Source organism: Hymenobacter sp. BT559, from assembly GCF_017571525.1.
GTDB lineage: Bacteria > Bacteroidota > Bacteroidia > Cytophagales > Hymenobacteraceae > Hymenobacter > Hymenobacter ginsengisoli.
This window is the reverse complement of record NZ_JAGETY010000005.1, coordinates 321,665-343,310: the sequence shown is the minus strand read 5'-3', so window position 1 is coordinate 343,310 and position 21,646 is coordinate 321,665. Positions and strand designations below refer to the sequence as shown.

The following is a 21,646-nucleotide window of genomic DNA, read 5'->3' as shown; positions in this document are numbered from 1 at the left end:
CGTGGCTTTTTATCGCCAACCTAACCATGTCCCTGCGACGATCTACCAGCCTCTAATTCCCAAACACGCTCTTAGAGCGGGGGGTACTAACTCATAGCCGATATGTACCCGAACGGGTACGCTCGCCATCGGGGTCTAGTAATCATCAAAAGTATCCGTTAAACTTGGCTAGTGTTCACCAATTGGTTTTGTTACCTATAACTAAACAAACTATTCACCCTTGTCAACAAATAAGTAATCCAGCCGCAATACTGGCTTTTTATGCGGCGAGCACCTTTGTAGCTCATTAGCCCTAGTGCAGCGAGCACTTGCTGGTCGGTCAGCACCGGCTGTAGTCAGTGGTTAAGTACTACTGGCGGGGAAATGGCTCCTTACTGCTTCCAACATGCCTGCTACCCAGCCTCGAACCCTCTTGCAACGCTGGCAGCTGCGCACGGCGGCCAGCTTATTCGTGGGCTACAGCGCGTATTACCTGTGCCGCTCCAACCTGGCCGTGGCTGCTCCGCTACTCATCCGCGAGTTTGGGAGCCGGGGCCTGAATAAAGAAGTGCTAGGGCAGATTGCGTCCGTGGGCGTGCTATTTTACGCGGCGGGCAAGGTAGTCAACGGCGTGCTAGGTGACTTTCTGGGCGGAAAGACGGTCTTCCTAGTAGGTATGGTGGGGGCGGTAGCCGCTACCGTAGTCTTTGGGCTAGGCCAGGGGGCCGGGGTGTTCTTTGCTGCGTGGGCCGCCAACCGACTGGTCCAATCTATGGGCTGGGCCGGGCTAGTGAAGACAACGGCCAACTGGTTTTCGTACCGCGCCTATGGCCGCATCATGGGGCTGCTGAGTTTGAGCTACCTAGTGGGCGACATTGTGGCCAAGCTGGTACTAGGGCACTTACTGGCGCTGGGCGTGGGCTGGCGGGGCTTGTTTATGACGGCGGCGGCCCTGCTGGCCGGGGTAGCGTTGGTCAACTGGCTGAGCCTGCGCGGCAGCCCGGCCGAGGTGGGGCTGCCAGTGCCGGCGGCTAGCCCGGTCAGCCTGTTTACCAGCCCCGAGGCGGGGGCCGGGCCGCCCGCCTCGCTGGGCAGCCTGCTGCGGCCCTACTTCCGCAGCCCGGCCTTTTTATTGATGCTGGTGCTCTCGTTTGGACTCACGGCGCTGCGCGAGGCGTTCAGCTTTTGGGTACCCACCTACCTGGTTGAAGCCGCCCACCTGTCGGAGAGTGCCGCCTCGCAGTACAGCGCCCTCTACTCGGCATTCGGGATGGTATCCATTCTGGGCGCGGGCTACCTTTCCGATGCCTGGCTGCGGGGGCAGCGCGGGCCACTCATTCTGGCTGCCTGCCTGGGGCTGGTGCCCGTGCTGCTGGCCATGACCCGGCCCGCCACGGGTAGCCTAGTGCCGCTATTACTTATCTCGCTAGTCGGGTTGCTGCTGCTAGGACCGTACGCTTTCCTGGCCGGGGCCATGTCGCTGGATTTTGGCGGGCAGCAGGGCGCCGCTACGGCCTCGGGCTTCGTCGATGCCGTGGGCTACGTGGGAGGCACGGGGGCGCTGTGGCTCACCGGTGTGCTGGCTCAGCGCCAGGGCTGGGGCCACGCCTTTTGGGCACTGGCCGGGCTAGCCGGGGCCACGGCCGGGGCAGCGCTGGTTTTTTACCGCACCCAGGAGCGTGGGCTGGCAGCTACTGCCATGGCGCCAGCCGGGAGGTAGAGGTGGCGGCCAAGTGTTTCCTCATAGGAAAATTCCGGTAGCGATTAGGTAACAATTTAATGAATCAGTAGGGCTTGCCGCGGAGCTACCGAGCCTGAACTTTGTCAATAGAAAGTAGGACTATTTTTTAGCGTATTTGCTGCTTATCAGCCGCCAGTCTCCTCCCCCAATACTAGTCTGGTCCTTACTCCCCATGCGCCGGGGGTACTCTAATGCTGCCTAACGCTGCCCAAAACAAGCCTTGGGGTAATAGTCAGCTCTTACTGCCGGTCCCGTCACGGCCAGTAGATGGCCACGCCTTGTCTTTTAAAATCCTTTAAAAATGGCATTATCAGACGACGACAAGCAAGAAGCCGTCACGGAAATTTTTGCTCTCTACCAAAGCAGAGGCCACGCCGACTACATCGGCGAACCAGTATCACAACTTGAGCACATGTGGCAGGCCGCTGCGCTGGCCGAAGCGGCGGGCGCCGACGACGAGGTGGTGCTGGCGGCCTTTTTCCACGACCTCGGCCACCTATGTGCGGTGGATGCCGAACTGCCGTCAATGGACGGCTTTGGGGCCATCGACCACGAAAAGCTGGGAGCCGACTACCTACGAGCCCGCGGCTTTTCGGCCCGCGTGGTCCGGCTGGTCGAAAGCCACGTGCAGGCCAAGCGCTACCTCACCTACAAGTACCCTAGCTACCGGCAGCAGCTCTCGGCAGCCAGCCAGGCCACCCTGGCTTTTCAGGGCGGCGTGATGAGTGCGGCCGAAGCGGCAGCCTTCGAGCAGGACCCTGATAAAGAGCAAATACTGCAGCTGCGGCAGTGGGACGAGCAGGCCAAAGAGACGCACCAGCTCGTGGGCAGCCTGGCCCACCTGCAAGCCCTGGCCCTGCGGCACTTGCGGGGGCAGGCACCATCGGCGGCCTAGCCCCGGCTTTTTCATTTCTCTCTCCTTCACCTTCTTCCTGATTATGAAAAACAGTTACAAACAGCTGGCCGTGCTGGCCGTGCTGGGGCTAGCCCCCCGGCTGAGCCTGGCCCAAGGCGCGCAGCTGGGTGGGGTGGTAACGGACGACGCCAAACAGCCCCTACCCGGCGTAACGGTACTGGTAAAAGGTACTAATCGCGGCACTACCACTGGCAGCGACGGCCGCTTTACCATTGAAGCCCAGCCCGGCGAGGTGCTCGAATTTCGGATGATTGGCTCGACCACACAGGATGTGCCAGTAGGCGAGCAGCGTGCCCTGACGGTGGCCCTGCACACCGACCTCAAATCGCTCGACGAGGTAGTCGTGACGGCCCTGGGGGTGAGTAAGGAGACGCGCAAAATCGGCTACGCGGTGCAGCAGGTGAATGGGGAGGACCTGGTGCGGGCCCGCGACCCCAACCCCATCACCGGCCTCGTGGGCAAGGTGGCGGGCCTCTCAGTCGGCCCCTCGGCCGAGCTGCTGCGGGCGCCCAACGTGGCCATCCGCGGCAATACCTTGTCGCTGTACGTGGTCGATGGCTTTCCCATCGACACCGATACCTGGAACATCAGTCCCGACGACATCGAGACTTACACCGTGCTGAAAGGCCCGGCCGCCGCCGCCCTCTACGGCAACCGCGCCTCGAACGGGGCCATTCTGATTACCACCAAAAAAGGTAATAAGAACAAGAAGGGCTTCACGGTGGAGCTCAACAGCAGCAACGTCATTCAGAAAGGCTTCCTGGCGTTTCCGCGCGTGCAGGATTCGTATGGACCGGGCGAAAATACTTTCTACACCTTTGTGGATGGCAAGGGCGGCGCGCCCGGCGGCGTAGACGGCGACTACGACGTGTGGGGGCCCTATTTCAACGGCCAGCTCATTCCGCAATACGACTCGCCTATCGTGAACGGCGTGCGCCAGGGTACGCCCTGGGTGGCGCGCGGAGCCAACAACCTGCAGCACTTTCTGCGCACGGGCTTCCAGACGAACAACAACGTCTCGCTCAGTGCCAACGGCGACAACTACACCACCCGCTTCTCGGTGTCGCAGCAGAAGCAGAACAGCTACATCCCGAACAACGGCGTCAACATCGTCAATTTCAACATGTACGGCTCGTTCAACCCGAGCCCGCGCTTTAAGATTGAAGCGAACCTGAACTTCAACCGCCAGTTTACGGACAACTTTCCGGATGTGGATTATGGCCCCAACAGCCTCATCTACAGCTCAGTGGTATGGACCGGGGCCGACTGGGACGTGAACGCGCCCGACATCCGGGGCATCTGGCAGCCGGGCAAGGTGGGCACGCAGTCGGTGTTTGCTGAGTACCAGCGCTACCACAACCCCTGGCTGATGGTGGAGAAATGGACCCGCGGCCACTACAAGAACGACACTTACGGCTATCTCACCGGCAACTTCAAGATTGACGAGCACCTGAGCGCCACGCTGCGCACCCAAATCAGCACCTACAACCTGCTGCGCACCGAGAAAATGCCGTTCTCGGCTCACCCCTACGGCCGCGAAGGCAACCAGGGCGACTACCGCGAAGACCGCCGCAACCTGTTCGACAACAACGCGGAAGGCTTCCTGAACTTCAACTATGACCTTGGAGTGCAGAAATTTTTGAACCTGAGCGGCCTGGTGGGCGGCAACGCGCGCAACTTCACTTATAACTCGAACTGGACTTCGACTGACTACCTGAACGTACCGGAAGTGTACGCCTTCAGCAACTCGCAGAACCCGGTGCAGAGCACCAGTTTTAATTCGCAGATGCGGGTGCTAAGCGCCTACTATTCGCTTGATGCCTCGCTAGGCCGCTTCGCGACTATTTCTACTACGGGCCGCATCGACCGGTCATCAGCTTTCCAGACTCCGACTACTTATTACTACCCTAGCCTGTCGCTGGCCACGGTGGTGTCGGACTACGTAACGCTGCCGCGCGCTATTTCCTTTTTGAAGCTGCGCGGCTCCTACGCCAATATTCGCACCGACGCCACGTCGCCCACCATCGGGCCGGCGCCATTCAACTCCATTACCGCCTTCGGTGGCAGCACGGGCAACTCGCTCTTTACCAACCCGCTCGGCTACGGCAATACCTACCTATCGCCCTACAACGGCCCCGACTACTCGCTGCAGTCGTTTTACTCGACCAGCAAGCCCTACAACAACCAGACGGCCGGCTACGGCACCAACAATCTGTTTGCGCCCGGGCTCAAAACCAGCACCCGCGTCAACTACGAGGAAGGAGTAGATATCAAGTTTCTGCAAAACCGGCTGGGCTTGAGCGCCACCGCTTTCCAGTACATCGACGGACCCCAGATTCTGCCCAACCCGCTTTCGTCGGCCACGGGCTACAGCATCGAGTACATCAACGCGCTGAAAACTAAGAAAACCGGCTACGAGCTGAGCCTCACGGGCACACCGGTGCAAAACGCCAACGGCTTCGGCTGGGACGTGCTCGTGAACTGGTCAACCTTCAAGCAGGTGTACAGCGAGTTGCCCGCCGGCCAGAGCTTGTATCAAACGTTTTACGGCGTGGGCGACCGCACCGATAAGTTCTACGGCACAGCCTTCGTGCGCAACGCCGCCGGGCAGATTGTGAACGACGCGGCCGGCAAGCCCCTTACCAACCCCGTGGCCCAGTACCTGGGCAACCTGAACAACGACTACCAGTGGAGCATTTACAACAAATTCCACTACAAGACCTTGAGCCTGGGCTTTCAGTTTGACGGCGCAGTGGGCGGCGTGACCACCGACTACATGTTCAACAAAACCATGCGCGGCGGCCGCAATGCCCTCACGGCCGAAGGCGCCCTGGGCGATGCCCGCTATAAGGACTGGCAGAACTACGGCGTGGCCGGCTACAAGGGCTCTTACGTGGGCGAGGGAGTTGTCATCTCAAATGGGGCTAGCATCAACTACGACTCGCAGACCGGCAAGATTCTGAATCCCGAGGCCTTGCAGTACGCGCCTAATACCCAGGTGGCTTTCGTGCAGGACTACGTGAGCAAGTACTACAATGTGCAGGAATCCAACCTGATGAGTAAGACTTATGCCAAGCTGCGCGAAGTCACCATCACCTACGACCTGCCCCGCACGCTGCTGGGTAACTCCTTCATTCAGCGGGTATCGGTATCGTTGATTGGGCGCAACCTGCTCTATTTCTACGGCGACAAGCGCTTCAAAGACGTGGACTTGGACCAGTACAACACCGCCGTCAGCGTGACGGGCCTGCAATCGCCTACCGTGCGCAGCTACGGCCTGAACCTGAACGCTACCTTCTAACCGACCAGCCGCTTTTCAGCATGAAAAATATCGTCAAAACCGGCGGGCTACTTATCGGGCTAGCCCTGTCTACCACCAGCTGCAACAAGACCCTCGACGAGCTGACACTCAACGAGAACAAGCCCAATAATGTGCCGGCTTCCCTGCTCTTCACCGGCATTCTTAACGACGCCTACGAAGCTCCCAACGGCCAGTACGAAGCCTGGGACCAGTACTACCTCAACAATTACGATTACTACGGCAACAACCGGTACGACTTCGGCAGCGGCACCACCTACTATACCACTCTCAAAAACGTGGGCCTGATGGAGCAGCAGGCCCTAGCCGCCGGCTCGCCCGCCGTGAACCCCTACGAGGCGATGGGCAATTTCTTCCGGGCCTACCTCTACACCCGCATGAGTCTGGAAATGGGCGACATTCCGCAGAGCCAGGCCCTGCAGGGACTCGATGCGCTCACGCCGGTCTACGACCAGCAAAAGGCCGTGTTTGTGCAGGCCTTTAAGTGGCTGGAAAGCGCCAACGCGGACCTGACGACCCTCATTGCCGGCGGCACCACCACGCTCAGTGGCGATATCTATTTTGGCGGCGACCTGCGCAAATGGCAGAAGGTGGTAAACACCCTGCGCGTGCGCCTGCTGCTAAACCTGAGCAAGAAAAATGGCGATGCGGACCTGAACATTGCCGGGCAGTTTGCCAGCATTGTGAGCAACCCCACCAAGTACCCGCTCATGACCAGCAGCGCCGACAACATGCAGTACACCTACGTGGCGGCCACTAACAACTTCTACCCCAACAACAACCGCAATTTCGGGCAGGACGGCTCGCGCAAGAATATGTCGGCCACCTACGTGGGCCTGCTCACCAGCCTGCAGGACCCGCGCGTGTTTGCGACCAGCGAGCCAGCCCGCGACCTGGTCGATAATAAGAAGCAGAGCCCAACCGACTTTGCCTCCTTCGTAGGCGCCGACCCCGGCCTCGACCTGGGCGTGATGTACGTGAACGCCGGCTTGCAGCAGTATTCCTTTCTGAACCGCAAGCGCTATTTCTCGACCCTCACCGGCGAGCCTACCATCCAGATTGGCTACCCCGAGCTGGAGTTCAATATCGCCGAGGGCATCAACCGCGGCTGGCTGCCGGGCGCCAACGCCGAGCCGTATTATACAGCTGGCATCCAGGCCTCGATGGCCTTCTACGGCCTGCCCACCAGCGGCACGTACACGGCGTATTTCTACCGCCCCGGCTCGACGGACGTGACGGCCAGCTCGAACTACGACACCTACAACATCCCCGTAAATTACGCCACTTACTATGCGCAGCCCGGCGTAAAGTATGCCGATGGCACTACGGGCCTGACCCAGATTTTGCAGCAGAAATACCTGGCCTTGTTCCGCCACTCGGGCCTGGAGGCGTACTACAATTACCGCCGCACCGGCGTGCCGAACTTCACCACCGGCCCCGGCACCGGCAACGGCGGCCGCATTGCGCTGCGCTTCAAGTACCCTACCTCGGAGCGTACGGCTAACACGACGAACTACCAGGCCGCGCTGGCTAGCCAGTATGGCGGCAACGATGACATCAACGGCGTGATGTACATACTGAAATAAGCCCTGGCTAGCCGGCTTACGGGGGGTGGCCAGGAGCCGGAGGACAGGCACTACTTTACATCAACTACTACTCTTTCACCCGGCCGCTGCGTACTCCGCGGTGGCTGGTTTTTTATATACCATTATGCGCTGCCACTCACCTGTACTGCTCTTGGCTCTGCTAGGGTTCAGCCTGCGCGCCAACGCCCAAACCAAGGCCCAAGCCCATGCAGGCACCCTGGCCAAGGCGGCCCTGCTGCAAGTGCCGGGCACGCGGGAGTTTTGTAAAATCGAGGAGAAAGGCCGCTCGGTGCTGCCCAGCGGGCGCTACGTGACGCCGGCCGGACAGCTGGCGCGCATCACCCACGACCCAATGGGGCTAGCCCTGAGCCCCGATGGCAAAACGGCTGTAACGCTGCACAACGGTGTATTCACGCGCCTCGACCTGGCTAGCCTGGCGGCGGTGCGCGTGCCGAGCTATGACAAGCAGCTTAAGTCGCCGCTCTCGAAAGGCTCTTTTCTGGGGGTAGCTTTTGCGGCTGATTCTAAGCGGGTATACCTGAGCGGCGGCGACAACGGGTCGGTTATCGTCTACGACCTGGGGCGGATGCAGCGCCTCGATTCCATTTCGCTGAACGGGCCGGTAGGCGGGCAGACCTTCGTGGACAGCTTTACCTCGGACCTGGTGCTGAACGAGGCTGGCCACGAGCTGCTGGTGCTCGACCGGGGCAATTTCCGCCTGGTGCGCCTCGACCTGACTACCCGCCAAGTGACGGCCAGTATTCCGGTGGGCCGGCAGCCCTTCAGCCTGGCGCTGAGTCCCGACCACCGCACAGCTTTGGTCGCCAACGTGGGCATGTACGCCTACCCCCTCATCGTGGGGGCGACGCCTAAAAATGCCGATTCGCTGATGATTACGCGGCATCCCTACGGCAACAACACACCCGAGTCCATCAACGGCACCACGGTGGAAGGCCGGACAATTCCAGGTCTGGGCAGCCCCAACGCGCCCGATGCCATGAGCGTCTTCGCCGTGGATTTGGCTACCAATAAGGTGGTTGACAAATTCAAGACCGGCCACCTGCTGGGCGAGATGATGGAGGATGCCGAGGTGGTAGGCGGGGCTAGCCCCAACTCGCTGGCTGTGGGCCGGCAGTACGCCTACGTCACCAATGCCACCAACGACAACATCACGGTTATTGACTACCAACACCATAAGCTGCTGGGCGACATTCCGATTAGGGTAGACCCGCGCCTGGACCACTACCGGGGCCTGCTGCCCTTCGGCCTGACGCTGAGCGCCGACGAGAAAACGCTCTACGTAGCCCTGCTGGGCTTCAACGCCGTGGCTGTGGTGGACGTGGCTAGCCGCACCACGCGCGGGTTGATTCCGACCGGCTGGGGACCGGCGCGAGTGCGCCTCGCCGCCGATGAGCAGACGCTCTACATCACTTCGTGCCGGGGCCTGGGCGCGGGGCCCAACGGCGGCGCGGGCTTCGTGGCGCCGCCCCAGGGCACGTACATCGGCGATATTCAGCTCGGCAGCCTCCAAAAAGTGCCGGTGCCCGACGCCGCTCAATTGGCCGTTTATACCAAGCAGGTACTGGCCAACACGTTTGTGGCCACCCCGCTAGCCCCTGCGACCAAGGCTAGCGCCACTGCTAACCCGCTGCCCGCCCTGCCTGGCCGCACGCCCACCCCGATTAAGTACATCGTCTACATTACCAAGGAAAACCGCACCTACGACGAGGTGCTGGGCCAACTGCGCGAAGCCCGCGGCGACAGTACCCTAGCCCGGCTAGGGGTCAACTGCGAGTACACCCTGCCCGCCGGGCAGCGCGGCCAACTGCCGCACCTGCGGGTGGCGCCCAATCACCGCCGGGTGGCCCGGCAATTCGCGTTTTCGGATAATTACTACTGCGATTCCGATGCCTCCATCCACGGCCACCACTGGATGCTGGGCGTGATTCCCAACGAGTGGGTCGAGGCTAACTCCAACGTGAGCAAAACGGCCAAAATTTTCTCGCCCGCACCCGGCCGGCGCTTCCCCGGCTCGACGGGCAGCATGGACCCCGAGGACTACGCCGAGATTGGTGGCCTGTGGGAGGCGCTGGCGCGCCGGCACGTGAGCTTCTACAACTTCGGGCAGGGCAACGAAACGGCCCACAACCGCGAAGCCTGGCGCGACACGGCTACCGGCTCGGGCCACCTGGTGATGGTGCCCATGCAAAATGCCCTGTACACGCGCACCAGCCACGACTACGCGGGCTTCAACACCAACATTCCCGACCAGTTCCGGGCCATGCAGTTCGAGCGCGAATTCACCAAAAAATGGCTGACGGGCAAGGCCAAGATGCCCGCGCTCGTGACCGTGCAGCTGCCCAACGACCACGGCGCCGGCGTGCGCCCCGCCGACGGCTACCCCTACCCGCAGTCGTACATGGCCGATAACGACCTGGCCCTAGGCCGCATGCTGCACTTTTTGTCGCGCACGCCCTACTGGAAAAACATGCTCGTCATCGTGACCGAGGACGACCCCCAAGGAGGCGTCGACCACGTCGACGCCCACCGCTCGTTGCTCCTGCTAGCCGGGCCCTATGTCAAAAAGGGCTACGTGAGCCACACCCACGCCAACTTCGGCGCCATCCTAAAGACGATTTATAATATTCTCGACGTGCCCTACGTGAACCAGTACGACGCCACGGGCACGCTCCTGCAAGACTTCTTTACCAGCCAGCCTGACTTCCGGCCCTACTCCCTGGAAAAGAGCGACGTGCGCATTTTCGACCCGCAGGTGGCCATGCGCCGCTACGGCAAAGCCATCGACTGGCGCAAGGTGGAAAAAGGCCCCGAAATGGACGACGAGGACGAGGCCCGCGAAGCCCACTACCGCCAGCAGAAGAAAACCAAGTAATCTGCCCTACTTCCCATGAAAAACCAAGTACTCCTGCTGCTCAGCCTGCTAGGGTGGCACCTGGCCCTGGCCCAGCCGCCGGGCCGGGCCCGCAAGGTAGTGTTCATCATTGCCGATGGAATTCCGGCCGACGTGCTGGAAAAGGCCAATACTCCGAATATTAAAAAGCTGCTAGCAAGCGGCACGTACCTGCGCGCCCACGTGGGCGGCGAGAAGGGCACCTATACCCAGACGCCGACCATCTCGGCCCCCGGCTACAACGACCTGCTCACCGGTACCTGGGGCTACAAGCACAACGTGTGGGACAACGCCATTAAGGCGCCTAACTATCACTACGCGAGCATCTTTCGTCTGCTCAAGGAAGCCCGGCCCGCTAGCAAAATTGCCATCTTCTCGACCTGGCGCGACAACCGCACCAAGCTCGTAGGCGAAGGACTGCCGGCCGCCGGCAACTTGCATTTCGACTACCAGGCCGATGGCTACGAGCTGGATACCGTCGCGTTTCCGCACGACAAGCAAAGCCTCTACACCCACGCCATCGACGACAAGGTCGTGGCCGAAGCCGCCACCTGCCTGCGCCAAAACGGCCCCGACCTGTCGTGGGTCTACTTGGAGCACACCGACGACATGGGCCACCGCCACGGCGACAGTGAGGAGCAACGGCGCGCCGTGGGCTACGTCGATGCCGAGGTGGGCCGCATCTGGGCCTTGCTGCGCGAGCGCATGAAAACCCAGCCCGAAGACTGGCTGCTGGTGCTCACCACCGACCACGGCCGCGATGCGCAGACAGGCCGCAACCACGGCGGCCAGTCGGACCGCGAGCGTACTACCTGGTTGGTGCTCAGCGATAAAAACGTGAATGCCTACGCGCGTCGCGCGCCGGTGACCATCGTGGACGTGCTGCCCACCATTGCCCGGTTTATGCAACTGCCCCTGCCGGCCACTACCCAGCGCGAGCTGGACGGTGTACCGCTGCTCGGGCCGGTATCGCTGGCGGAGCCCCGGGTAACGGCAGCGAGCGATAGCCTGCGCATCACGTGGACCGCCCTGGCTAGCCAGCCGGAACGCGTGAAAGTATGGGCCACCAAAACGAATAACTTCAAAACCGGCGGCTCGGACGACTACGAGCTGCTGGGTACGGTGCCGCTAGCCCGGCAGCGCCTGGCCCTGAGCCGGGCGGCCTACCCCGCGGCGTTCTACAAAATCGTACTCGAAGGCGCTCATAATACCGTCAACACCTGGCTGATGCCCGCCGGCCCTCCCCCGCCCGGCGGCACCGACTAGGCGGTTACCAGCTCGGCCCGCAGTAGCTGGTGCAACTCGGTGAGTGAGGCTAGCAGGCCGTCGTTGGGGTAGTTCGCCAGCTGTTGCACCGAGTGCGTGCCGTTGGTAACGCCCAGGCTGCGGGCACAGACCGCCCTCCGGCCCGATACCAGGTCGGAGGGCGTATCGCCCACGTTCCAGACCTGCCGGGGGTCGGTAATACCGAAGGTTTGCATCGCCCGCTGAATCATGAGCGGCGCGGGGCGGCCCTCGGCTACTTCGTCGCTGGCAATGGAAAGGTCGATAAGCGACTGGCTAGTACCCCGGTGCTGGGCATCTAAGCCCACGTGCCAGCCCAGACGGCGCAGAATCAGGTCGGTCACCTCGCGGTAGAAGCCCGTGGTAAGGGCAATGCGGATGCCCTGGCTTTTGAGAAAGGCAAATAGGTCGAGGCAGCCCTCGGTGGGCAACACTTCAGCCGTACGGTAGTGATTTTCTAGAATGTTCCGAAATACTTGATATGAATGGTCAACCCGGGCGGTTAGCTCGGTTTCGGAGGCCCCGGGCCCTAGCTGCTCCCGCCACAGCAGGTCAAACACGAAGCGCTTGGCCTGGCCCTGCACGGCCAAAATGCGCGCCGCGGACGCCTGCAGGCCCGTGGCTGCCGCTGCCTGGGCAAAGCAGGCTTCTACCTCGTGCTGGTCGCGCACGGTAGTACCGGCCATATCGAATACCAGTAGTTGCAAAGGCAGCATAAACAGGGAGCTTAAAATGTTGATAAATATGCAACAAAACTAAGCGCCGCACGCCCTAGCTCATTTAGCAGATACCTCAATTTTACGTTACGTTTTTCAGTCCCAACTTGCCCGCATGAAGCACGACAAGCTGAGTTTAATCGGCCTGCGCATCCTGGAAATGCGCAAAGCCAAAAAGATGAGCCTGCGTGAGCTGGCCAAGCGTAGCGGCCTCTCGGCGGGCCTGCTCTCTAAAATTGAGAACTTTCGCACGGTTCCGTCACTTGCCGTACTAATCGAAATCGCCAATTCACTAGAGGTTGACGTTTCGACGCTCGTCAAGAATATCAACGGGGAGGCGGCCGCGCCCTACCTGCTGGTGCGCGCTGAAGCGGGCCGCCCCGAAAAGCGGGACGATTCGAAAGGCCTGCTCTATAACTACCTGCTCTCGCAGGACCTGGCCAACTATACCTTGCGCGTCAACGAAGTCATTATCAACCCTGATACGTATCGCAAGCCGCTTTCTACCAATGCCTTGGAGCTGGTGCACGTACTGGAAGGCACCGTGCGTTACGGCTTTAAGGAGGAGGAGGTGACCTTGGAAGCTGGTGACACGCTGTACTTCGACGGCCTGCTGGCGCACTCGGTGCGCAACGATACGGCCGGGCGCGTGCGGTTATTCAAAGTGTACCTGCTGCGCCATACCGACTAGCTCCCGGCCGCGGCCAGCCCGCTAGCCCCATGCTGCGTAGGGAGAAATAACGAACTAGTAATCGACGGATTAGTTTCCTATTAGGCAACAGTTCGTAGGTTTGCCCCGCCGGGGTAAGCAGGTGGCTTTGTTATGGAAAACTCGTTTGACTTGATTGTAGTGGGCGCTGGGGTGCTTGGGACTTTTCACGCCTACTTTGCCTTGCAGCGCGGCCTCAACGTGCTGTTGCTGGAGAAGGATGCCCGCCCCAGGGAGGCGACCGTGCGCAATTTTGGCCAGATTATTACCTCCGGCATGGCCGAGGGCGAGTGGTTTGACTTTGCCCGCGTAAGCCTCGAAATGTATCAGAAGATTCAGGCCGAGTGTGACATATCCATCCGGCAAAACGGCTCCCTCTACCTGGCCTCGACGGAGCTGGAGCTTCAGGTATTAGCCGAGAAGCACGCCCGCTACGCTGCCATTGGGTACCCGTCGCGGCTGCTCACGACGGCCGAGTGCCGGCAGCGGCTGCCCGCCGTGCAGGCCAGCTATTGCGTGGGCGGGCTGCTGTTTGAGCAGGAAGTAACGGCCGAGCCCGACCTGCTGATTCACCGCCTGCTAGCCTACCTTACCGAGCGCTGGCGCCTCGACTACCGCCCCGCCACACCGGTGCAGGCCGTAACGGCCAACGCGGCCGGCTGCGAGGTAGTGGATGCGCGCGGCCAGCGCTACCGCGCGGCCCAGGTGCTGGTATGCACTGGCCGCGACTGCCAGTTTTTATTTCCCGAAGTCTTCGCGCAGAGCGACTTGCAGCTTTGCAAGCTCCAGATGCTGGCCACCTATCCCCAGCCCCGGGTGCAGCTGCCGGGCTCGGTGCTCACGGGCCTGAGCATCCGGCGCTACCCCGCGTTTCGCAACTGCCCCTCGTTTGCCCAGCTCCTGGCCGAGCCCGCCCCAGAGGCATTGCAACGGTGGGGCATTCACCTGCTCTTCAAGCAGGCCCTGGACGGCTCCATCATTATTGGTGATACGCACGAGTATGCTGGCCTAGCCGACGCGGCCAAGCTGGATTTTAATAATGCAGATGAGCTCAATCAACTGATGCTCGGCGAAGCCCGGCGCATCCTCGACCTGCCCGACTGGCGCATTCAGCGCACCTGGAACGGGTATTACACGCAGCCTAAAGCAGGAGAAATATTTCAGCACTCGCCCGACCCACGCATCCACCTTGTCACCGGCATCGGCGGCAAAGGCATGACGTCGGCCTGCGGCTTTGCCGCGCAGCATATAGCTCGGCTGGTCTAATCTTTCCTTGGCTGCCCTAGCCGCGCCGCTCTGATGCTATCTTTCTGATACATAGCAGAAAGCTAATGAGTACTCCTCTTCTGCCGCGTGGCAGCAGCAGTAAGTTTGAGCCGCTTAATCGCGTGAGAGGTCGAAAAAATGAGGACTAGCTTTCTGCTTGTTTTTTAGTGAGCGGCCGGCCAGGGTTGCCGCTTATCAATCCTTGAGAAGCGCGGCAATTAAACCGCTCTACCGCAATCGTCGCAGTCTCTTTTCTGCGGCAGTGGCTGAGCCAGGCCGCAATTCTGCTGGCGGGTCGCGTCGTCAATGAGGCTGGGACTGCGCTACCCGGTGTAACGATTACGGTACCGAGTAGCGCGGCTTTACTCAGCACTAATGCTGAGGGGCAATTTCTGGTCGCCTTACCCACCTCTGCCGGCATACTCGTCTTTCGTACTCCTAGCTACTGTATCCAGACGGTTAAGACGCCCGCTAAAAGCCCGCTCACTATCACCCTCTACGCCCTTACCGGCAACGGTACCGACGGGCGAAGGTGGGGAAGTAGTAGCAGCCGACGGCAGCCTGCACGCCGCGGCCTTAGTCTACGCCGAGCAACTGCCCGAATTTGTGGGTGGCGACGTGGCTCTGCACCAGTACTTGGTGCAAAAAACGAATTACCCCGCCGAGGCCAAGCGGCGAAATCGCTCGGGCACGGGTAGTGGTGCGCTTCGTGATGGACGAGCAATGACGTATCACTGACGCTGAAATTGCCAAGGGCTGCGGCGATGGGTTTGAGGAGGAAGCCCTGCGACTTGTGCGCCTCATGCCCTGGTGGAAACTAGGGCGCCAAGGGGGACAGCCCGTGCGCGTGGTGCGCACGATGTTCATCAGCTTTCGCTCAAGCCATTGAACGTATCCTGCTGGTTGTATTACCAGCGAGTAGCGCAGCCTATGGTAATCTTTACTTGTGGATAATCACTGCCCTTCTGGGGCTACCTACCTTTGTGCTTAATAAGTCCAGCGCAGGCAGCTTCATACCCTGCAGTTGGCACTAGTAAAGCGCCCCGACCACTGGCCGGGGCGCTTCTGCTTGCGGCTAGCTGGCGCAGCATAAGGAGTAGCCGGCCACACTGGCTTGCGCATCGGCCAAGTACCTAAAAATGGGCCACTCGTGGAGTTCAAGCAGTTTGGTTTTCAGACGTGACCAGAGAGTTTCGCCCTGGGCATTGTCGAAACACTCGCCGTGACGGCGAGGCAAGCGCTGGGCCCTAGCCTCGCGCAGCAGCGTGTTGTCGATATTGCCCACGTACTGGCCGCCCCGCTTGGAGTGGACTAATCAAGCTGGGGACGAGCCGTTGCGCGAGCAGGGCCTGCTGCACGGCTTTGATAAGCAGAGATTAGGACATATCGGCTCGCACTTGCCAGTTCACGAGCTGTTTGGTACACACGTCTTAAAAGGCGCAGCGGTAGCCCCCTAGCAGCCGGTGGCCAGCGGCAGATAAGTAACGGCGCTAGGCCACAGTTGCAGCTAGTCGTTAATATTGAGCGCCAAACGCGTCCTAAACTGTCCTGTCTAAGTGGCCCACCTCATTGCTACTCGTTACGAAAAAACCGCTGTCTTCTTTTTAGCCACGGCCCATCTACTGGCTGCCTTCGACTGAAGGCGTTGATTGTCCACACTCTTTAGGACAGAGACTAGCTCGAAACGCAAACACTAAGAGCCATGAGCAAGGGGGCAAGCGTACCTGGTACAAGTAGAGACGAAAGTGAATGACCTGCTCAAGATGGCTGGTCATCTGGCTGATGACCTTCAAAAAGTCCGCTCTGCGAGTCATTGACTCCTTAGCTACACCGACAGCACCTCCGTCACCCTACCGCGTGCTCAGACCGGAACAGGTAAAACACTCCCTGCATTGGGGTGCTGTAACATGCAGCGAAGCGCACTTCACGTGGCCATAAAATCGCTCTCCGAATTGAAATTTGGCACATCAGGCCGCAGTTTAATGCAACTACAGGTGTTCTTATACGATAATAAAAACCCCGCTCTACATAATGTAGAGCGGGGTTTTTCATTCCTGAGGTATAGAGCTGGTATTTTGATTTTGGCCATCCCTTCGTGGCCGGGTTGTAACTTTAAAAACCGCCCAGCACGAGTTGGCCCATTTCCCTTCTATCTAACTAGATACTTGCTTGGCCGCCGTAAGTTTACTGGCGATGACGGCACACGAGCTATTCAAGGGCGGGGGTGAAATGGGGGCACGTATCCGCGAGCTCGACTGGTCGCAGACGCTACTAGGCCCCGTGGCTACCTGGCCGCAAAGCCTGCGCACGGCTGTGACCATTATACTAGGCTCGCGCTTCCCCATGATGGTGCACTGGGGCCCCGAGCTGGTCCACTTCTACAATGATGGCTACGCCACCATCTTGGAGAGCAAACATCCTGGTGCGCTAGGCCAGCCAGCTGAGCCCTGGTGGCGGGAAATGTGGCCGTTCCTGGTGGATATCTTTCGGCCGGTGCTCGCAGGCGAGACAACATATTTCGAGAACAGCCTCGTGCTGCCTAATCGGAAGGGGTTCGTAGAAGAAGCCTATTTCACGTTTTCGCATAGCCCTATCTATGATGAGCAGGGGCAGGTAGGGGGCATCTTCGTCACGGCCCTCGAAACGACTAGTACGGTCTTACAGCAGCGCCGGCTGGCGCTGCTGAGTCATCTTACGGCGCAAACAGCCCTCTCGGCCCTGCCAGCCGAAGCTGCCCAGCACCTACTCGGCGCCTTGGCCACAAATCCAGCAGACATTCCCTTCTCCCTGCTCTATACCCACGAAGCCACTGCCCGGCACGCCCAGCTGCGTGCTTGGTTTGGCTTGCCCGCCGGAGAACCTATGGCGCCTACTACCTTACCGGCCGACTTCGCTGCGCCTAACGGCTGGCCGCTGGCAGAGGTATTACACGGTGGCCAACCGCTCCTACTGGAAAATCTGCCGGAGCGGTTTGGAAAGTGGCCTGCTGACCTAAATGCGGAGTTACCGACGCGGGCAATTCTGCTGCCCCTCCTTACAGTACCCACCAGCCGCACGGTTTCGGTACTGATACTGGGCCTGAGTGCCCGTCGGCCCTGGGATGAGGCCTACCAGGCCTTCTTCACCCTGGTAGCAGACTATGCAGGCCGGGCCCTGGCACGGGCTGCCACCATGCACGAGGCCCAACGCCTCAACCAAGCCTTGCGCGAGGCCAACACTTCCTTGGATTCGTTTGTACACATTGTGGCACATGACCTAAAAGGGCCAGCTACCAATCTGGAGCGGCTACTCGACGTGTATCATGAGAGCTCGCCTGGCCCCGAGCAGGACTATATTGTCTCTTTAGTCGAGAAAGAAGTGCATCGTCTGACGAGTACCATTCAGGGCTTGCTCCAAGTACTTCACACGCAGCATGGCGCAGCTGGCAGCACCCCGGAGCGGGTTGCCTTAGCTGAAGTCTACGCCACGGTGCAGGCAGAAGTAGCGGAACTGCTGCACCAGCAGCAGGGCCAGCTCGTGGCCGATTTTGCGGAAGCCCCTACGGTTTATTTTCCCCGCATCTATCTGGAGAGCATCCTGAAGAACTTGGTCAGCAATGCCCTTAAGTACAGTGACCCTGCCCGCCCGCTGCTGATTCAGGTACGCACGCACCAGCAGCCAGGCATGGTGATGCTCACGGTGATGGATAATGGGCGGGGCATTGACCTAAGCCGGGACCGAGAGCGGCTGTTTCAACCCTTCACGCGTCTCACGACCGAGGGCCAAGGCTCAGGACTAGGCCTGTACATGATTCAAACTATTGTGCAGCAGCGAGGTGGCTCGCTAGAAGTAATGAGCACACCTGGGAAGGGAACAACCTTCACCGTAGTATTCCCAGAAGCCCTGCCGGCCTAGCTGCACCGGTGCTATCAAGCAACTTAACGGCCGTAGAGAAGCGCCAGCCAGCCTGCTTTTACTAGAAACTGGAAACAGGGCGTTAGAGCTAGTGAGAATTTACACACAATTCTTACAATTACCTTTTAGCATACTAGATGTTCAAAGTCAAGCCTCGGGAAAATAGTAATTTAAGATTACCTTCCCACTAGGCCTAGTGTGGTACTTTTTGGGTAGCAAAGGGTAGAAATACATCTTCCTCTCACTCCGTCCGCAAACTCAGCACGGGGTTGCGGCGGGCGGCCCGCCAGGCCTGCACACTCACCGTGAGCCAGGCAATGAGCAGGGCCCCCATGCCGGTGGCCGCGAAGTACCACCACTGCCACGCCACGTGGTAGGCAAAGCCTTCCAACCACCGCTGTAGGAGCAGGTAGCTCAGTGGCAGCGCCAGTACGATGGCCACGACGACCAGCCAGGTCAGGCTGCTGGTCAATAGCCAGACGATACCCAGCTCGCTTGCACCCAATGCCTTGCGAATGCCGATTTCCTTGCGCCGCCGCTCGGCCGTGAAGGCGGCTAGGCCCAGCAGGCCCAGGGCGGAAATGAGGATGGCCAGCCCGGCGAAGTAGCGGGCGAGCACCGCCACCCGCCGCTCGGCCACGTACTGGGCCTGGTAGTCGGCATCCAGAAACGTGTAGTCGAGCGTAAAGCCGGGGTTGTAGGCGGCGTACAGCTGCTGAAGCCGCGCAATCGTGGCCTGCTCTGCGTTGGGCTGGAGCTTCACGAGCACTGTGTTAATCGTGGGGTCGAGTTGGAGGCGAAGGGGTTTGATTTTTTCGTGCAGGGACTCATAGTGAAAGTCGCGGACCACACCCACGATGCGGGCCCCATCGAGCTGTTGGCCTATGGGGTTCGGCATTCCTAGGCCAGTTACCAGGGCCTGGTTGACGATAATGGCGGCGCTGTCGGCGCGGAACTGCGGCGCAAAGCTGCGGCCGGCTACCAGGTGCATCCCCATTGTTTCCAATAGGTCGTAGTTGACCAGCATCGTCCCAACGGGCAGGCGCTTACCCCGCCAGCTCATCTCCTCCACGTGGCGCCCCCCTAGGAAGCCGCCCAAGACGGTAGACGCCTGCACGACGCCGGGCAATTTCTTTACCTCGGCCAGAAACGCCGTCTGCTGGCGCGCCGCCTTGCCGGTCGTCTCAAAGCGGAGCACGTCGGCCTTGTCGTAGCCCAGCGGCTGGCGCTGCACAAACGCCAGCTGCGCGTTGACCACTACCAAGGCCACGATGAACAGCACGGAGAGCGTGAACTGGAGCACGACCAAGCCCTGCCGCGTCCACACGTCGCCGGCTTTGGTCGGCAGCTTGCCTTTCAGCACGGCCGCCGGCTGAAAACCCGATAGGTAGAACGCGGGGTAGCTGCCCGCCAGCAGTCCCGTACCCAGGGCCAGGGCCAGGCCGGCTGCCACCAGTTGCGGCTCCCACCCTAAGGCCAGCGGCTTGCCCGTCAGCTCGCTGAACTGCGGGAGTACGAGCTGCACCAGCCCCACGGCCACGACCAGGGCCAGCAAGGCCATCACCACAGATTCCGTCAGGTACTGCCCCGCCAGCGCGGCGCGGCTAGCCCCCAGGGCCTTGCGAATGCCTACTTCCTTTACCCGCCGCGAGGCCTTGGCGGTGAACAGGTTCATGAAGTTGATGCTGGCAATCACCAGAATGAGTCCGGCAATCAAGGCGAACAGCCGCACGTAGGTAATGCGCCCCCCGGTGGCGACGCCGTTTTCGTAGGAGCCATGCAGGTACCCCGCGGAGAACGGCCGCACGAACAGCGTGCGCCCCTGGGCCTGCGCGCTTTTGGTTTTCAACAAACCCGCCAGCTTGGCTTGAAACTGCGCAGGGTCGGCCCCCTCCTTCAAGGCTAAATAGGTGTTGAAGGGGCCGTCGTCATCCCACTTGATGGTTTCGCTCATGTGCATCATGTTCTTGAACGAGGCAAACGGCAGCACGCAGTCAAACTGCTCGGACGAGTTGCGGGGCACCCCGGCAAACACCCCGGCCACCAAGCAGGTCTGTTTTATGTCGGCCATTTGCCATTCCACAGCTTTGCCTAGGCTATTCTGCGGCGACCCAAAGAGCGTAGTGGCCAAGGCCTCGGAGAGCACAATGGCGTTTTTATCCCGTAGCACCGTGGTGGGGGTGCCCACCAGCAGGGGGTAGGAAAACAGCTGGAAGAAGGCCGGGTCCGCGCACTTGACAACGGCATTCAGGTGCTGGTTGCCCGCCGCCAGCGTGAACCCGGGGAAGAACGGGATAGGCGTGGTGGTGGCCACGAACTCAATCTCCGGCATTTCCCGCCGCAGGGCCTCGGCCAGCAGCGGCATGGTACCGCCTTGGGTCTCGATGCCGGCGGCCGTGCGGCGGTTTTCCATCACCTGATACAGCCGGCCATCCAGGGCGTGGTAGCGGTCAAAGCTGCGCTCGTCGCTTACCCAAAGGTAGATGAGCAGCGCGCAAGCCAGGCCGGTCGAGAGGCCAATTAGGTTGATGAAGAACGTGCTTTTGAACCGCTTAAAGTTGCGGTAGAGGAGCAGCAAGGGGTAGGGAAGCATGGGGAGGAAAGCGGTTAAAATTGGCTGCGGCTGTTTTCCAGCACCACCTGCCCGTCGAGCAGGCGGATGACGCGCCGGGCGTACCGCGCGTCGTGCTCGGAGTGCGTGACCATGAGCACGGTGGTACCCGCTTCGTTTAATTCGGTGAGTAGCCCTAGCACGTCGTGGCCGCTGGCCGAGTCGAGGTTGCCGGTAGGCTCGTCGGCTAGTAGCAGCGGCGGGGCGTTCACCACGGCGCGGGCCACAGCCACGCGCTGCTGCTGGCCACCCGAGAGTTGCAGTGGAAAATGGTTGCGCCGGTGTAACAGCTGCATTTTCTCCAACACCTGTTCCACCCGCTGCCGCCGCTCAGTTGCCCCCACGCCTAGGTAGCGCAGGGGCAGCTCCACGTTCTCAAACACCGTCAGCTCGTCAATCAGGTTGAAGCTCTGAAACACGAAGCCCAGGCTGCGCTTGCGCAGCTCGGCCCGCTGCCGCTCCGAGTAGCGGCTGGTTTCAGTGCCCAGCAGTTGCAGGCTGCCGCCGTCGGGCTCGTCGAGCAGGCCCAGCAGGTTGAGCAGCGTCGATTTGCCGCAGCCCGAGGGGCCCATGATGGCCACAAATTCCCCCTGCTCCACGCTCAGCGAGATGTGGTTCAGCGCCTTGGTTTGCACCTCCTCGGTGCGGTACACCTTTTCCAGGTTTTCGGTCTTAATCATGAGGTTGAGCCTTTTATGGTCATATAGTTAGATA

12 protein-coding genes are annotated in these 21,646 nt (G+C 60.5%); 9 read left to right on the top strand and 3 right to left on the bottom strand.

Annotated features, from left to right (window positions below):
* Positions 1-385: 385 nt before the first annotated feature.
* The 6 genes from J4D99_RS09615 (at position 386) to J4D99_RS09590 (ending at position 11,718) form a co-directional block, all read left to right on the top strand.
* On the top strand, positions 386-1,699 hold the full coding sequence (locus tag J4D99_RS09615; RefSeq protein WP_208131477.1) for an MFS transporter: 1,314 nt from the start codon (positions 386-388) through the stop codon (positions 1,697-1,699).
* Positions 1,700-2,021: 322 nt separating this feature from the next.
* The gene (locus J4D99_RS09610; RefSeq protein WP_208131476.1) at positions 2,022-2,615 is read left to right on the top strand and encodes an HD domain-containing protein; all 594 of its coding nucleotides are present in this window, start codon (positions 2,022-2,024) and stop codon (positions 2,613-2,615) included.
* A 43-nt stretch (positions 2,616-2,658) separates the two neighbouring features.
* Positions 2,659-5,937: a SusC/RagA family TonB-linked outer membrane protein gene (locus tag J4D99_RS09605; protein WP_208131475.1), complete on the top strand. Its 3,279-nt coding sequence runs from the start codon at positions 2,659-2,661 to the stop codon at positions 5,935-5,937.
* 20 nt (positions 5,938-5,957) lie between these two features.
* The gene (locus J4D99_RS09600; RefSeq protein ID WP_208131474.1) at positions 5,958-7,541 is read left to right on the top strand and encodes a SusD/RagB family nutrient-binding outer membrane lipoprotein; all 1,584 of its coding nucleotides are present in this window, start codon (positions 5,958-5,960) and stop codon (positions 7,539-7,541) included.
* 124 nt (positions 7,542-7,665) lie between these two features.
* Positions 7,666-10,434, top strand: a complete 2,769-nt coding sequence (locus J4D99_RS09595) for a bifunctional YncE family protein/alkaline phosphatase family protein (RefSeq protein WP_208131473.1) — start codon at positions 7,666-7,668, stop codon at positions 10,432-10,434.
* Positions 10,435-10,449: 15 nt separating this feature from the next.
* Positions 10,450-11,718, top strand: a complete 1,269-nt coding sequence (locus J4D99_RS09590) for an alkaline phosphatase family protein (protein WP_208131472.1) — start codon at positions 10,450-10,452, stop codon at positions 11,716-11,718.
* Here J4D99_RS09590 and J4D99_RS09585 read toward each other — a convergent pair.
* Positions 11,715-12,452: an HAD family hydrolase gene (locus tag J4D99_RS09585; RefSeq protein WP_208131471.1), complete on the bottom strand. Its 738-nt coding sequence runs from the start codon at positions 12,450-12,452 to the stop codon at positions 11,715-11,717. The genes J4D99_RS09590 and J4D99_RS09585 overlap by 4 nt on opposite strands.
* A gap of 115 nt (positions 12,453-12,567) precedes the next feature.
* On the opposite strand from J4D99_RS09585, the gene J4D99_RS09580 reads away from it, so the two are divergent.
* The 3 genes from J4D99_RS09580 (at position 12,568) to J4D99_RS09570 (ending at position 18,321) form a co-directional block, all read left to right on the top strand.
* Entirely contained in the window at positions 12,568-13,143 is a 576-nt protein-coding gene (locus J4D99_RS09580; protein WP_208131470.1) for a helix-turn-helix domain-containing protein, read from the top strand.
* Between the two features lie 132 nt (positions 13,144-13,275).
* Complete coding sequence (locus tag J4D99_RS09575) at positions 13,276-14,427, top strand: TIGR03364 family FAD-dependent oxidoreductase (RefSeq protein ID WP_208131469.1); 1,152 nt, start codon at positions 13,276-13,278, stop codon at positions 14,425-14,427.
* Between the two features lie 2,193 nt (positions 14,428-16,620).
* Positions 16,621-18,321, top strand: a complete 1,701-nt coding sequence (locus J4D99_RS09570; protein ID WP_208131468.1) for a sensor histidine kinase — start codon at positions 16,621-16,623, stop codon at positions 18,319-18,321.
* 241 nt (positions 18,322-18,562) lie between these two features.
* On the opposite strand, the gene J4D99_RS09565 is transcribed toward J4D99_RS09570, so the two are convergent.
* Together J4D99_RS09565 and J4D99_RS09560 are read right to left on the bottom strand one after the other, a co-directional pair.
* The gene (locus J4D99_RS09565) at positions 18,563-20,914 is read right to left on the bottom strand and encodes an ABC transporter permease (RefSeq protein WP_208131467.1); all 2,352 of its coding nucleotides are present in this window, start codon (positions 20,912-20,914) and stop codon (positions 18,563-18,565) included.
* Between the two features lie 14 nt (positions 20,915-20,928).
* Positions 20,929-21,612, bottom strand: coding sequence for an ABC transporter ATP-binding protein (locus J4D99_RS09560; RefSeq protein ID WP_208131466.1), 684 nt, complete (start codon positions 21,610-21,612; stop codon positions 20,929-20,931).
* Positions 21,613-21,646 lie beyond the last annotated feature (34 nt).

Bases quoted from the DNA above. Each gene is read 5' to 3' on its own strand.
- J4D99_RS09610 (WP_208131476.1), top strand. From the start codon at position 2,022: ATGGCATTATCAGACGACGACAAGCAAGAAGCCGTCACGGAAATTTTT.
- J4D99_RS09600 (WP_208131474.1), top strand. From the start codon at position 5,958: ATGAAAAATATCGTCAAAACCGGCGGGCTACTTATCGGGCTAGCCCTG.
- J4D99_RS09560 (WP_208131466.1), bottom strand. From the start codon at position 21,612: ATGATTAAGACCGAAAACCTGGAAAAGGTGTACCGCACCGAGGAGGTG.
- J4D99_RS09575 (WP_208131469.1), top strand. From the start codon at position 13,276: ATGGAAAACTCGTTTGACTTGATTGTAGTGGGCGCTGGGGTGCTTGGG.
- J4D99_RS09570 (WP_208131468.1), top strand. From the start codon at position 16,621: ATGACGGCACACGAGCTATTCAAGGGCGGGGGTGAAATGGGGGCACGT.
- J4D99_RS09595 (WP_208131473.1), top strand. From the start codon at position 7,666: ATGCGCTGCCACTCACCTGTACTGCTCTTGGCTCTGCTAGGGTTCAGC.
- J4D99_RS09585 (WP_208131471.1), bottom strand. From the start codon at position 12,452: ATGCTGCCTTTGCAACTACTGGTATTCGATATGGCCGGTACTACCGTG.
- J4D99_RS09565 (WP_208131467.1), bottom strand. From the start codon at position 20,914: ATGCTTCCCTACCCCTTGCTGCTCCTCTACCGCAACTTTAAGCGGTTC.
- J4D99_RS09590 (WP_208131472.1), top strand. From the start codon at position 10,450: ATGAAAAACCAAGTACTCCTGCTGCTCAGCCTGCTAGGGTGGCACCTG.
- J4D99_RS09580 (WP_208131470.1), top strand. From the start codon at position 12,568: ATGAAGCACGACAAGCTGAGTTTAATCGGCCTGCGCATCCTGGAAATG.
- J4D99_RS09605 (WP_208131475.1), top strand. From the start codon at position 2,659: ATGAAAAACAGTTACAAACAGCTGGCCGTGCTGGCCGTGCTGGGGCTA.
- J4D99_RS09615 (WP_208131477.1), top strand. From the start codon at position 386: ATGCCTGCTACCCAGCCTCGAACCCTCTTGCAACGCTGGCAGCTGCGC.